Below are 14,819 nucleotides of genomic sequence, written 5' to 3'. Positions count from 1 at the left end.
AAATATTACATTTTCTTCCGCATCCTAGCCACTGGAATATCCAACTGTTCCCTGTATTTCGCAATAGTTCTTCTGGCAATAGGATACCCTTTTTCTTTTAATATTTCAGCCAATTGGTCGTCGGGAAGCGGTTTGTGTTTGTCCTCATCCTCAATGGTGTTCTTAAGAATTTTCTTAATTTCTAGTGTAGAAACATCTTCGCCTTGGTCGTTTTTCATGGCTTCTGAGAAAAATTCCTTGATTAATTTCGTTCCGTAAGGTGTTTCCACATACTTACTGTTTGCCACACGGGAAACCGTAGAAATGTCCAAACCAACCCTGTCGGCAATGTCTTTAAGAATCATCGGTTTCATCTTGGTTTCATCTCCGTCAAGAAAAAATTCCTCTTGAAAGTGCATAATGGCGTTCATGGTCACAAATAGCGTTTCCTGACGCTGTCTTATGGCATCAATAAACCATTTGGCCGAATCCAATTTTTGCTTGATAAACTGAACGGCATCTTTTTGGGCGTTCGATTTATCACGAGAATCCTTGTAGGTTTGCATCATTTCCTGATAATCTTTGGACACGTGCAAGGAAGGGGCATTTCTTCCATTTAAGGTCAATTCCAGTTCACCATCTACAATCCGAATGGCAAAATCGGGCACCACATTTTCGGTAACCTTGTTGTTTCCGGTAAATGACCCTCCTGGTTTCGGGTTGAGTTTTTCAATTTCATGAATGGCTTTTTTGAGTTGCTCATTCGAAACATTGTATTTTTGTAATAATTTGTCGTAATGTTTTTTGGTAAAAGCATCAAACTGATTTTCAATGATGTCCGTCGCTAATGCTATATATTCAGTAGGCGTTTTATGTTTTAGTTGCAGCAATAGGCATTCCTGTAAATCGCGAGCGCCAACACCAGAAGGTTCCAGTTCATGAATGATGTGCAGTATTTTTTCGACTTTTTTCTCATCGGTATAAATTCCCTGGGTAAATGCCATATCGTCAACAATATCAGCGATGCTTCTTCTGATGTATCCCATGTCATCGACACTTCCCACCAGAAATTCCGCGATTTCCCGCTCTTCCTCATTCAGGATAAAAGTATTCAACTGATTGATTAAATCCTGATGAAAGCTCACAGGTGCTGCCAACGGTGATTCTCGTTCTTCATCATCGTCACTGTAATTATTGGCTTGTGTTTTATAATCTGGAGTGTCGTCGTTGCTCAGATACTCATCGATGTTGATATCTTCGGTACTGATGCTTTCATTATCATCATAATCATCAAACTCCTCATTGTTATCAAACTCGTCTTTTTCGTATAATTCTTCCTCCTCTTTTCCCGCTTCAAGAGCCGGGTTTTCATTCATTTCTTCTTTTAAACGTTGTTCAAAAGCTTGCGTAGGCAACTGAATTAACTTCATCAACTGGATTTGTTGCGGAGATAATTTCTGTGATAATTTTAAATTTAAGAATTGCTTTAGCATTTTTATTGTTTAAAAGTTTAAGGTCAAAAGTTTAAGGTTGTAGAACTTTCAACAACCTTAAACTTTAAACTTGAAACAAATTTTTAAAACTCTGCATTCATCGGTGTCCTAGGGAAAGGAATTACATCACGTATGTTTGTCATTCCCGTTACAAAAAGCACCAATCTTTCAAACCCAAGTCCAAAACCAGAGTGAACGGCACTTCCAAATCTTCGGGTATCTAAATACCACCACAATTCTTCTTCGTCAATTCCTAAAGCTTTCATTTTTTCGACTAGAACTTCGTAACGTTCCTCTCTTTGGGAACCGCCAACGATTTCTCCAATTCCAGGGAAAAGAATATCCATGGCACGAACGGTTTTTCCGTCTTCGTTCAGGCGCATGTAAAATGCCTTGATGTTTGCAGGATAATCAAACAAAATTACAGGACATTTAAAGTGTTTTTCTACCAAGTAACGCTCGTGTTCACTTTGTAAATCAGCACCCCATTCATTGATGATATAATTGAATTTTTTCTTTTTATTTGGAGTAGAATCTCTCAAAATGTCAATCGCTTCAGTATAGGAAACGCGTTTGAAATTGTTTTCTAAAACAAAATTTAGTTTTTCCAACAATGCCATTTCACTTCTTTCGGCTTGCGGTTTTACTTTCTCTTCTTCAATCAAACGACCTTCCAAAAATTTCAAATCTTCCGGACATTTATCCAAAACATATTTGATTACGTATTGGATAAAATCTTCGGCCAAATCCATATTGTCATTCAAATCATTAAAAGCCACTTCGGGTTCAATCATCCAGAATTCAGCCAAATGGCGAGACGTGTTCGAGTTTTCAGCCCTGAATGTGGGTCCAAAAGTGTAAATCTGTCCCAAAGCCATTGCAAAAGTTTCTCCTTCCAATTGACCAGAAACCGTTAAGTTGGTTTCTTTACCAAAAAAATCTTCCTTGTAGTTTACTTTTCCTTCTTCGGTTCTTGGCGTGTTGTCAAATGGTAAAGCGGTAACTTTAAACATTTCTCCGGCGCCTTCCGCATCCGAACCCGTAATAATTGGCGTGTTTACATATACAAATCCTTTTTCCTGAAAATAACTGTGTACCGCAAACGACAATACAGAACGCACCCTCATGATGGCGCTAAAAGCATTGGTTCGAACTCTTAAATGTGCATTTTCACGCAAGAATTCCAAAGAATGTTTTTTAGGTTGCATCGGGAATTTCTCTGCATCCGAATCGCCCAGTATTTCCAGTTCCGCCACTTGAATCTCATATTTTTGACCAGCGCCTTTGCTTTCCACTAAAGTTCCGGTTACTGAAACCGCCGCACCTGTGGTGATTCTTTTTAAAGTTTCGTCGGGCGTATTTTCAAAATCAACCACACATTGTATGTTGTTTATGGTCGAACCGTCATTCAATGCAATAAATTGATTGTTTCTAAAAGTTCTTACCCAGCCTTTTGCATTTACTTCATGAAGTGTTGTTGTACTGTTTAATAGGTCTTTAACTTTTGTATGTTTCATTTTATATAGAATAGATATTGAAAAATCGTGTTTTATAGAATTGCAAATATAATTGATTTCTTGTGATTTTTTTAGCCCTGATGGAAGGGAAAATCCTTTTTCTAAATGTTGTCAGGAATAAAATCCTGACAACATTTAGAAAAAGATTGGGATGACAGCGGGAATAGCTCCATTCAACAAAGTAAATACAGAGCCACTGAAAAAAATTATTCTTCAGCCAACTCTTCTTTAGTAGTCTGTTTTTTCTCAAACGTCAAGACCAGTGCCGGTAAAACCAATAGGTTAGCAAACATGGCAAATAGCAAAGTGCACGAGATTAATCCGCCCAAGGCGATGGTGCCGCTAAAGCTGGAAAGCGTGAAAATGGCGAACCCGAAAATCAACACGATTGAAGTATAAAACGTGCTTATTCCCGTTTCCCTCAAAGCGCTAAACACTGATTTTTTGACTTTCCCGTTATTCTGAATTAAATCATGTCGGTACTTGGCCATAAACTGAATGGCATTATCCACAGAAATTCCAAAGGCGATACTGAAAACCAAAATGGTTGACGGTTTGAGCGGAATCCCAAAATAGCCCATTAATCCCGAGGTGATGCAAAGTGGCAATACGTTTGTGATGACCGATGCCAGTACCATTTTAGAAGACCGAAACAAATAAGCCATTAATCCCGCAATAAGCAATATGGCAAAAATGAGCGATTCGATGAGGTTGTCAATAAGGTAAGAAGTACCTTTTTGGAAAACCAATGCTTTCCCAGTCAGGGTAACTTCATAGTGGTCTTTAGGAAATATTTCATCAATTTTTTGATGCAATTTCCCTTCAATTTTCGCCATTTCTTGGGTGCCAATGTCTTTCATGAACGTCGTGATTCGGGCATACTGTCCCGTAGAATCCACATAACTTTTCATCAAATTGTCCTTGCTGTTTTTTGTCGCATTTTTAGCGTAGGATAGGATAAATACCTGCTCTTGTGAAGTCGGCAATTCGTAATATTCGGGATTTCCGTTATAAAAAGCCTGTTTGGAATATTTTACTAAATTTACGATAGAAACGGGTTTCGATAATTCTGGAATTTGTGCAATTGTTTCTTGCAACTCGTCCATTTTTTTCATGGTGGACAACTTCATAACCCCTTTTTTTCTTTTGGTGTTAATCATAATCTCCAATGGCATAACCCCGTTGAATTCTTTTTCAAAAAAGACGATGTCTTTAAAAAACGAAGCGCTTTTTGGCATTTCGCCAATCAAACTTCCGGACACTTTCATTTGTGAAACACCAATGATACTGAAAATCAATAGTAATCCGTAAATGGTATAAATGATCGATCGTTTATTTTTAACAATAGTTTCGACCCAATCCAAGAAGGAAGAAATGTAATTTTTGCTCAAGTGATATAAGTGTTTTTCCTTTGGCAAAGGCATAAAACTATACACAATGGGCACCACAACTAACGTAAGGAGATAAACGGTAACAACGTTGATTGCGGTTACTAATCCAAACTCAAAAAGCAAATCATTTCCAGTAATCATGAAAGTAGCAAAACCAGCTGCGGTGGTCAAATTGGTCATTAATGTGGAAACTCCAATTTTAGAAATCACACGTTGCAATGCTTTGGCTTGGTTCCGATGGATTTTTATTTCCTGCTGGTATTTATTAATCAGGAAAATGCAATTCGTAATTCCGATAACGATAATTAATGGCGGAATAATAGCGGTTAAAATCGTGATTTTATAGTGAAATAGCCCAAGTGTCCCAAAAGACCACATGACACCAAAAAGAAGAATACAAATAGAAATAAAAGTGGCTCTGTGAGAGCGAAAGAACAAAAAGAAAATTAGGGAAGTGATGAATAGTGCCGCTCCAATAAAGAGCCCAATCTCGCCTTTCATGTTTTCGGCATTGATGGTTCTAATGTATGGCATTCCAGAAACGCGAAGATCTATACCGGTAGTTTTTTCGAATTTTTCGATTTTAGGAACCAGATTCTCTATAATAAACGTTTTGCGAGAAGCGGTATTTACAATTTTCTTGTTTAAATATACTGCCGACCGAATGCTTCCGGTTTCTTTATTGAACAACAACCCTTCATAAAAAGGTAAATTATTGAAAAGTTCGAATTTTATTTTCTCTAAATAGGCTCCATTTGTAGTTTGTTTTTGATCGACAAGCGGTGTCAGTTTAAATTTTTGGGCAATGGTGTCTTTCTGTAATTTTTTTAAATCATTCAAAGAAACAACGAGTTCCACTTCTTTTGAATTTTTCAACCCCGTCATTAATTCGTTCCAAGCGACGTATGCTTTCGGGGTAAAAAATGTTTTGTCCTTGAAGCCAATTACAATTAAATTGCCCTCTTCACCAAATTTATTTAGGAAATCTTGGTATTGTTGATTTACGATATGTTTTTTAGGAAGCAAATTGGCTTCGGTGTAGGTCATTCCTAAGTTTTTCCATTGAAGACCAAGAAAAACAGTTATAACAACAATAACGGCAAGTATAGTAATCCTATTTTTGAGTATAATTCTGGCAATCCATTCCCAAAAACCTACTTTTAATTTCTTTTTCATATTCTGTTAAATCGGTGCGAAGGTAAATAAAACCAAGAATATTTAATAATTTATATCTTTACTTTTTGTTAAGATATTTTTTATTTTATTAATAAGATTAAATTTATATTAATAATTTTTTAGATGGTATAATTTATATATTTGAATTCGCATATTTGTATAAAATTATCGCAATAAAGTTTTTTTCAAGATTTATATGAGAAATTATAAAAATTCTATCTTTTATGTAGCTGTTACCGGAGGGTTTTCCTTCTTAATCTATTGGATTCTCTCTCAGGGGAAATTTTTAGAAGTTGGAAGAAACGTAATGCAGGTAAAAGTTAAAGAAAACCAATGGTCGGAATTTTTAGTTTCGATAAATCATAATTTGCAACATCCGTTAGCCATACTTTTGGCACAAATTATCACAATAATTTTTGTTGCTCGATTTTTTGGTTGGATGTTCAGGAAAATTGGGCAACCTTCGGTTATTGGGGAAATTATTGCTGGAATTTTTCTTGGGCCTTCACTGGTGGGGATGTATTTTCCGGAATTTTCTTCCGCGTTATTTCCGGTTGCTTCATTGGGAAATCTACAATTCTTAAGTCAAATAGGGTTGATTCTTTTTATGTTTGTGATAGGAATGGAACTCGATTTGAAAGTGCTAAAGAACAAAGCAAATGATGCTGTCGTTATTAGCCACGCAAGCATTGTAATCCCTTTTTCACTCGGAATTGGGTTGGCCTATTTCATATATTACAGATTTGCCCCACAAGGTGTCGAATTTTTATCTTTCAGTTTATTTATGGGGATTGCCATGAGCATAACTGCTTTTCCAGTTTTAGCCCGGATTGTTCAAGAGCGAGGCATTCACAAAACCCGACTGGGAACGATTGTAATTACGTGTGCCGCAACAGACGATATTACAGCTTGGTGTTTGTTGGCCGCTGTGATTGCCATTGTTAAAGCAGGTTCATTTGTTAGTTCTTTGTATGTGATTGGTTTGGCCTTAATTTATGTTGTGTTGATGCTTATTGTAGTAAAACCATTTCTAAAAAGAATTGGAGATTTGTATCGAACCAAAAATAAACTGAATAAACCGGTAGTGGCCATTTTTTTTTTAACGCTAATACTTTCATCTTATACTAGTGAGATAATTGGTATTCATGCTCTTTTCGGTGCTTTTATGACTGGGGCAATCATGCCCGATATTGCTAAATTTAGAGCTATTTTTATAGATAAAGTTGAAGATGTTTCCGTAATATTATTACTGCCACTATTTTTTGTGTTTACAGGTTTGCGCACACAAATTGGTTTGATAAACGATCCCTATTTATGGAAAGTCACTGGATTTATTATTCTTGTTGCCGTTGTCGGAAAATTTTTGGGGAGCGCATTGGCGGCAAAATTTGTCGGGCAAAGTTGGCGGGATAGTTTAACTATTGGAGCTCTAATGAACACAAGGGGCTTGATGGAATTGGTCGTTTTGAACATTGGGTATGATTTAGGGGTTTTAACATCTGAAATCTTTACGATGATGGTCATCATGGCATTGGTGACAACGATTATGACCGGGCCTGCATTGGATTTAATTAATTTCATTTTTAAAAGCAAAGATGAATTTATTTTGGATGCAACAGGGAATGGAAGTAAATACAAAATATTAATTTCCTTTGGTAATAATGAGAAGGCCAGATCTCTTTTAAGATTGGCCAATAGCTTAATCAAAAGGCAAAAAGAGTCCTCAACAATTACGGCAATGCATTTATCATTAAGCGACGAGATGCATTCCTATGATTTGGAAGAACAAGAAAAGAGGAGATTTCATCCCATTTTAGAAGAATCTAAAGTACTAAAACAAGAGATTACAACTATTTTTAAAGCTACGGTTGACATTGAAACTGACATTGCTGACATTGCCAATCATGGAGAATATGACTTATTATTAGTGGGCTTGGGAAAATCAATTTTTGAAGGCACTTTATTGGGTAAAGTACTCGGGTTTACAACTCGAATCATCAATCCCGATCGTTTAATTGATAAGTTTACCGGAAAGGAGGGTTTGTTTGAAAACTCGCCATTTGATGAAAGAACCCGACAAATTATTTCTAAAACTAAAATGCCGTTAGGGATTTTAGTAGATAAAAATTTAAAAAATGTAAATCAGGTTTTTATTCCTATTTTTAGTTCTGATGATTCTCATTTATTGGATTATGCACAAAAATTAATTTACAATAACAACTCGAATATTTCTGTTTTGGACATCAATAATATATTTGAGAATAGTTTTATTATGGAAAGCACCATAGGGACATTGGAAAAAAAATATCCAGCCAATATTTCTTTAATGAATGAAAAAGCGATAAAAAAAGAGTTTCTGTCAAAGCAAGATTTAATGATTGTAAGTCTTGAGAGTTGGAAAAAACTGGTTGATTCACAAAGTATCTGGCTAAGCAATATCCCTTCTATTTTAATTATTAAACCTTAGAATGAACTGGATTTTATTGATTATTGGTGGCCTTTTTGAAGTGGGTTTCGCTACTTGTTTAGGCAAGGCCAAAGAAAGTTCAGGTATAACCGCAACAATTTGGCTGGGTGGATTTTTAGTTTGTTTGATCATCAGTATGGTGTTACTTTATAAAGCCACGCAGACATTGCCTATAGGAACTGCTTATGCGGTTTGGACTGGAATTGGAGCAGTAGGAACAGTTTTGGTAGGGATTTTTATTTTTAAAGAACCGGCTGACTTCTGGAGAGTTTTCTTCATTACTACTTTAATAGCTTCCATTATTGGGCTGAAATTCGTTTCGAGTCATTAGACAAAAATGATTTTACTTTCTAAAGTATTTTAAATATAGAATATGAATCAAATTCAAGAAAACAATGGCATGATTTATATATTGCTTGTAATTATTCTGATACTAATAATTGCGCTCTGCTACCTCATTAATAGACTGATTCAATCAGGAAAAGCAAAAGATAGTGTGGAAGAGAAATTTCATCTGCTGGAAATGAAAGTCAATACTTTACAGTTGGAAACATTGGAGTCTAAACTTAATCCACATCTTTTTAAAAACATTCTCAATTCAATTCAGTCGCATGCGTATCAAACCTATTTTGCGTTGGATAAATTAGCGAATGTGCTGGATTACATTTTATATGAAAGCCAAAAAAAGTTCGTTTCTCCAAAAGAAGAAATCGAGTTTGCATTGAATCTGATAGAAATCAATAAAATTAAAGTCAGTCCGCTTTTTGAGTTAAAAGTAAAAACCAAAATTAATGAAGGTGAAATGCTCTATGAGCAACGTCTTTTAGCACCTTTAATTTCGATAGATTTAATAGAAAATGCGTTTAAACATGCTGATTTGCAAAGCGCGGATGCTTTTATCTCGGTGTTGTTTGAATTCAAAGACAATTGTTTCTGTTTGACAGTTTCGAATAAAATTTCAGATAAAAAGACATTGAAAAAAGAACGAAGCGGTATTGGAGCCACTACATTAGAACAACGATTGAAAATTATATACAAAAATCAGTTCAAACTGGATAAATTTGTCGAAAATGACATTTATATTGCCCACTTAAAAATCAATCTTCTTGAATACAAAACTCAAATGCTTGCTGCTGGACGATGAATTACCGGGATTGACGTACCTGAAAATACTTTGTGAGCAAATTCCAGAATTAGAAATCATAAAAGCATTCAATAATCCGGAAAAATTACTGGCAGAAATTACAGAACTCGACTTCGATTTGTGTATTTCAGATATTGAAATGCCAGGAATGGACGGTTTGAGTTTGGCCAATTTACTCGAAGATAAACTGGTTATTTTTACTACTGCCTATAAAGATTACGCCGCTGAAGCATTTAATATCGATGCGGTTGATTACATCACAAAACCGGTTATAAAAGAGCGTTTGCAAAAAGCAGTTGCAAAGGCTTTAGAGCGATTCCATAAACCTGCGTTTACTAAAAAATTCATTCATTTGAATACTGATAAAGGGAAGTCACTCTTGTATTTTTCTCAAATTCAATACATCAAAACAGCCGTAACCGACAGCAGGGACAAGGAAGTGTTGCTCTTAGACGGCAGTTCTTTGATTTTAAAAAACATTAATTTTGATTCTCTTTTAAGCCAACTTCCAGAAGCCGATTTTTGTAGAGTGAATAAAAAAGAAATTATTGCAATGACAGCGGTGAAATTTTTCAATCACAATGAAATTACGCTGAGCCATCAAGAACAAAATGGAAAATTCACCACATTAATTTTGAGCGAAACCTATCGTTCTGATTTTTTAATAAAAGTCAAAATCTAACTTGTTACAAAGTTTTCCACTCTTGTTACATTTGATTGAAATTACCTTATGTTTCCCTTTATTTCTCAAAAATCACTTCCCATATTTGCATCGCAAAACATTGATAATTTAAAAAACAGGTTGCATGAGAAGTTTTAAAAATTCGTTTTTTTATTTGATAATTATAGGCGGATTTTCTGCCTTGATGTATTGGATTGTGCTAAAAGGGAAAACATTGGAAATAGGACAGAATATTGTTCGTCACCAAATAGAAAACGGACATTGGAATGATTTTTTAACATCGATGAACCACAATTTGCAACATCCTCTAGCCATTCTTCTGGCGCAAATCGTCACTATTATTTTGGTAGCTCGATTTTTTGGATGGGTATGCAGGAGGATAGGTCAGCCAACAGTAATAGGGGAGATGATAGCAGGAATTGTTTTGGGCCCTTCTTTAATCGGGATGTATTTTCCTGAATTTTCTGCAATGTTGTTCCCAAAAGATTCGCTAGGAAACCTGCAGTTTTTGAGCCAAATTGGATTAATCCTTTTCATGTTTGTTATCGGGATGGAATTAGATTTAAAAGTACTTAAAAATAAAGCGCATGATGCTGTTGTTATTAGTCATGCCAGTATCATTATTCCGTTTACTTTAGGGTTGGGACTTGCTTATTTTATATATCATTCTTTTGCACCTCCCGGTGTTGAATTCCTTTCTTTTGGTTTATTCTTAGGAATTGCCATGAGCATTACTGCATTTCCGGTTTTGGCAGGGATTGTTCGGGAACGCGGAATTCATAAAACTAAATTAGGGGCAATTGTAATTACCTGTGCCGCTGCCGATGATATCACAGCATGGTGCATTTTGGCAGCCGTAATTGCCATTGTAAAAGCAGGCTCTTTTATCAGTTCTTTGTATGTTATTGCGCTGGCTATACTATACGTAATTGTGATGCTAAAAGTGGTTCGGCCTTTCCTGAAAAGAGTCGGTGATTTGAATTCTACCAGAGAAAGTCTGAATAAACCCGTTGTGGCTATTTTCTTTTTGACCTTATTATTGTCTTCTTATGCGTCTGAGTTGATAGGGATTCACGCTTTGTTTGGAGCCTTTTTGGCTGGGGCAATCATGCCGGAAAACAATAAATTCCGTACTATTTTTATCGAAAAAGTAGAAGATGTTTCTGTTGTAATCTTACTTCCTCTATTCTTTGTTTTTACAGGTTTGCGAACCCAAATAGGATTAATTGACGATCCGTATTTATGGAAAATTACAGGCTTGATTATTTTAGTGGCAGTGGTGGGTAAGTTTTTTGGGAGTGCCCTTGCGGCAAAGTTTGTAGGGCACAATTGGAAAGACAGTCTATCGATAGGTACCTTGATGAATACAAGAGGTTTGATGGAATTGGTAGTGCTGAATATTGGGTATGATTTAGGCGTTTTGTCCACTCAAATTTTCACGATGATGGTCATTATGGCACTGGCAACCACTTTTATGACCGGTCCGGCTTTGGATTTAATTAATTATATTTTTAAAACCAAAAGCAGCATCGTGCCAGAAGAAATCAGCAATAAAAGTAAATACAAAGTTCTGATTTCTTTTGCCACACCCGAAAAAGGGAAAACATTGTTGAAAGTAGCCAATAGTTTGGTCAAAAAACAAAGCGGGAATACGATTGTTACCGCAATGCATTTATCATTAAGTTCAGAGTTGCATTCCTTTGATGTGAAAGATTATGAGCGAGAAATGTTTTCACCAGTTATTTCGGAATCGGAAAATCTAAATCAAAAAATAATTACCCTTTTCAAGGCATCAAATGACATTGATTCGGATATAACGGATACGGCGAATCATGGCGATTATGACTTGTTATTGGTGGGTTTAGGACAATCTATTTTTGAAGGAACACTGCTAGGGAAAGTGCTTGGTTTTACAACAAGAATTATCAATCCGGATCGCTTGATTGATAAATTTACAGGGAAAGAAGGTTTGTTTGAAAATTCTCCTTTTGATGAAAGAACAAGACAAATTATTGCTAAAAGCAAAATGTCAGTTGGAATTCTTGTAGATAAAGAATTAGACGAAATCAATCAGGTTTTTATGCCTATTTTTAGTGATGAGGATGCTTTTTTAATTGAATTTGCCCAAAAATTGATTCACAATAACGGTTCTCAAATTACGGTTTTGGATGCCGTTGGGCACATTAGAAACAATCGAAAAATCCAAGAAGGAATTCGTTCCATAGAACAAATAGCACCTAATCACATTATGATGATGCAGGAAAGAACGATTAAAAAAGAGTTTTTAGAGCTGCAGGATCTGATGATTATTAGCTTAGAAAGTTGGAAAAAACTAATTGATTCCCAAAGTATTTGGCTAAACAACACACCGTCCGTATTGATCGTTAAGCCAAAGGATTAGTTCAATTTAAACTAATAGAGTCCTACTCTTTTTAGAAATCTGCGGAGTCTCGTTTAAATTCCCAAATTAAGCACAAAAGTCAATTTTATGGCGAGATTGTCTTCAAATCGTTTTAACTGATTGGGACCGTACCTATAAAAACCAGAAAGTCCCAGGCCGTTAAAGATCTGATTGAGTTCTATTCCGGATTCAATATAGCCTTTGTCTAAAGTTTTATAATCTATGCCAACATGTTGTTCAGGTTTTTGTAGATTTCCCCAAGCCATTCTGGAAACGAGTACCAGTGAGGGTTTGATTTTTTTTAATAAAACAACTCTTTTAAAACCATGTTTGATTTGGAGAGAAAGATATTCACTAGAGAAAAATTCATTGAAATACATGGTTTCAAAGCTGTTATTTCCACCCAAAGTAATTCGTTGCATAACCCTGTCTTTAGTCAGGTTGTTTGGGGAGGTATTGTACAAATGTGTCACCGGAATATCCCCATAAGCATAACCAGTAGATAATAGGAGAGCTGTTTTTTGGCCATTTAGGTGTTTTTTTTCATATTCAGCCCTAAAATCGATTTTCCCAAATGCAAAGTCATTGTCTATAAATTTTGGCAACGTTTTGGTATACTGAATAGTAAATTTAGGGAACCGTTTTTCAACTTCAAGGCGACCATTCGGGGTTTGCATATATTCACTAAATGGATTCCATTGTAGAGAGACCATGGCGGTTGTTATACTGTAAATAGTATATAATTGATCATTCAAATTATAGACATAATTAAATTTTGGTTCAATATTACTGTGGGTCAATTGCCAAATACTTTCGGTTTTTGGAATGATTTTAGTCTCAATATATCCCCGCCAATTTTGATAATTATAAAAAGTACTAACGTTAATGGGCCTTGGGTCATAAAGTTTAAATACACGTTTGTCAATAGCAAATGATGTACTTGCAATCTCTCGAACATCATCAGTATAGGAACTTCCAATCCAGGAATCTGAGAATTTTCCGATTCTTGTTGCAAATCCTAAATTATATTTAAAGGTACCATCTTTCGTACCATAGGCAGAATAGCCTTCGATTTTAAAAATTTTGGAGAATTTTTCGCTTGTTTTTCCTCCTAATCCCAATCGAAATCCCTCGTAATTATTGTAGCTTAAAAAATAACGAGAATCAATATCTATTGGCCCTAATGGTATATATCCTGTTAGAATTTTTCTGCCAATAAACAGTTTTTTCTCAATTCTTTTTTTTGACATAATACTATCAAGAACGCTATATGTTTTGGGGCTTCTGATGTCTAAAGTGTCTTTTCGGTATTTCTCCCAAAAGGATTCTTTTTTTATGATGGCATCTTCTTTTATTTCTATTGCAACGGAATGATGTTTAATCTTTACGGGAATATTATAGGATAGCTCCGAAAAATTAGTCTCCGACAATAAGTAGGTGTAATCGGAAGCTCCTTTTTTTCTCGATGCAGAGTTGTCATTTTCATCGGCATCAAATTTGAAAGTTTCCCCCAGAATCCTAATATCTTCGTTACTTTTACCTTTGGCGATTTTAAAAATTTTTCGCTTTGGAAACCAAAGTTTTTCTTTTTCCAAATAATCAAATTCATGTATTCCGGTTATATCCAAAACCCCCTTGGCTCTCATGATAGCTTTTGCAACGGCAAAATTATTTTGGTCAATAAACAGTAATCCAGCTAATCCGGTAGCTTTAAGGTTGTTTTTAAAATAGATGACATACATCTTTCGGTTTTGTATGTTGGTGCTATCTAGTAATTTATAGTCATAATCGGTCAACGAATTGTTGCTGATTGGACTTCTATATTTGGTTTCAAAAAGTTCATATCTATTGTCGTAAACTGAAAATGATTGCAAGCTCAAACCCAAAATTTCATAAATAGGTTGTTTGAATCCTGACATTTTTGTTCCTAGAATGGTTTCTTTTAATCCTCGATTGTTGAATTGATACTGCGAAACTTTTTCAATTTGAAAGAGGTGTTGCTTGCGAATTATTTTTTTAAATTTATAATCGGACGAATCAATTTTAGAAAATTTTATTTTAGATTTTTTTCTGATAAAAACAGAATCAATACTTCCTTTTATGGAATCGGGATTAGCCGTAATAATGATTTTGTTATAGGCATTAAACTGAAAACTGCTTCCTTTTTTTTGAGGATTATTTTTATTTTTATTTTCAATCACGTTTCGCATAATTGCCAAAGCCGGATTTTCTTTAGGGACAATATTAACTTGATTTATAAGATTTGTTCTTGGTGATAGCGCAATCAAATAGAATTTTTTATTGGGATTGACAGCAATTTCTGTTTTGTTGTAATCTATGTAAGAAACCCAAAAAACTGAAGGTATTTCTTTTAATTCCAAGGAGAATTTACCGTCAATATCCGAAATGCCGATAGTGTTATTTTCTGTAGAAATGCTTGCAAATGGAAGTGGTTTCTTAGTTAAAGCATCAGTCGCAATTCCGTTTAGGCGGAATTGCGCATGACTTACAAACGAGAAAAAGAAAAACAATAGGGTAAATTGTCTCATTGCGTGAGTTTATCACAAAA

At 35.2% G+C, this 14,819-nt stretch carries 9 protein-coding genes; 5 read left to right on the top strand and 4 right to left on the bottom strand.

Annotation, left to right across the window (positions count from 1 at the left end; all coding sequences use genetic code 11):
• Window positions 1–5: 5 nt before the first annotated feature.
• The 3 genes from rpoN to DB895_RS03750 form a co-directional block, all read right to left on the bottom strand.
• Window positions 6–1,472, bottom strand: coding sequence for an RNA polymerase factor sigma-54 (gene rpoN / locus DB895_RS03760; RefSeq protein WP_116724016.1), 1,467 nt, complete (start codon window positions 1,470–1,472; stop codon window positions 6–8).
• A gap of 83 nt (window positions 1,473–1,555) precedes the next feature.
• Complete coding sequence (gene asnS, locus DB895_RS03755) at window positions 1,556–2,989, bottom strand: asparagine--tRNA ligase (protein ID WP_116724015.1); 1,434 nt, start codon at window positions 2,987–2,989, stop codon at window positions 1,556–1,558.
• Between the two features lie 206 nt (window positions 2,990–3,195).
• A complete protein-coding gene (locus DB895_RS03750) occupies window positions 3,196–5,556 on the bottom strand; it encodes an efflux RND transporter permease subunit (protein ID WP_116724014.1) in 2,361 nt (786 codons plus the stop codon).
• A 196-nt stretch (window positions 5,557–5,752) separates the two neighbouring features.
• On the opposite strand from DB895_RS03750, the gene DB895_RS03745 reads away from it, so the two are divergent.
• The 5 genes from DB895_RS03745 to DB895_RS03725 all read left to right on the top strand — a co-directional run bounded on the left by DB895_RS03745 (window position 5,753) and on the right by DB895_RS03725 (window position 12,250).
• Window positions 5,753–8,023, top strand: a complete 2,271-nt coding sequence (locus tag DB895_RS03745) for a cation:proton antiporter domain-containing protein (RefSeq protein ID WP_116724013.1) — start codon at window positions 5,753–5,755, stop codon at window positions 8,021–8,023.
• Between the two features lies 1 nt (window position 8,024).
• Window positions 8,025–8,354: a DMT family transporter gene (locus DB895_RS03740; protein WP_116724012.1), complete on the top strand. Its 330-nt coding sequence runs from the start codon at window positions 8,025–8,027 to the stop codon at window positions 8,352–8,354.
• A gap of 69 nt (window positions 8,355–8,423) precedes the next feature.
• A complete protein-coding gene (locus DB895_RS03735) occupies window positions 8,424–9,167 on the top strand; it encodes a sensor histidine kinase (RefSeq protein WP_116724089.1) in 744 nt (247 codons plus the stop codon).
• Window positions 9,130–9,849 (top strand): LytR/AlgR family response regulator transcription factor, encoded by a 720-nt coding sequence (locus DB895_RS03730; RefSeq protein WP_116724011.1) that lies wholly within the window; start codon window positions 9,130–9,132, stop codon window positions 9,847–9,849. The genes DB895_RS03735 and DB895_RS03730 overlap by 38 nt, the downstream gene beginning before the upstream one ends.
• A gap of 124 nt (window positions 9,850–9,973) precedes the next feature.
• Window positions 9,974–12,250: a cation:proton antiporter gene (locus DB895_RS03725; protein WP_116724010.1), complete on the top strand. Its 2,277-nt coding sequence runs from the start codon at window positions 9,974–9,976 to the stop codon at window positions 12,248–12,250.
• A 53-nt stretch (window positions 12,251–12,303) separates the two neighbouring features.
• Here the strand turns inward: DB895_RS03725 and DB895_RS03720 are convergent, their stop codons facing one another.
• On the bottom strand, window positions 12,304–14,799 hold the full coding sequence (locus tag DB895_RS03720) for a DUF5686 family protein (protein ID WP_116724009.1): 2,496 nt from the start codon (window positions 14,797–14,799) through the stop codon (window positions 12,304–12,306).
• Window positions 14,800–14,819: the final 20 nt, after the last annotated feature.

It is taken from the genome of Flavobacterium psychrotolerans, from assembly GCF_003097635.1.
In the GTDB taxonomy this organism is placed as follows: Bacteria; Bacteroidota; Bacteroidia; order Flavobacteriales; family Flavobacteriaceae; genus Flavobacterium; species Flavobacterium psychrotolerans.
The sequence above is the reverse complement of the archived record's forward strand: the minus strand, read 5'-3'. Positions and strand labels throughout refer to the sequence as shown.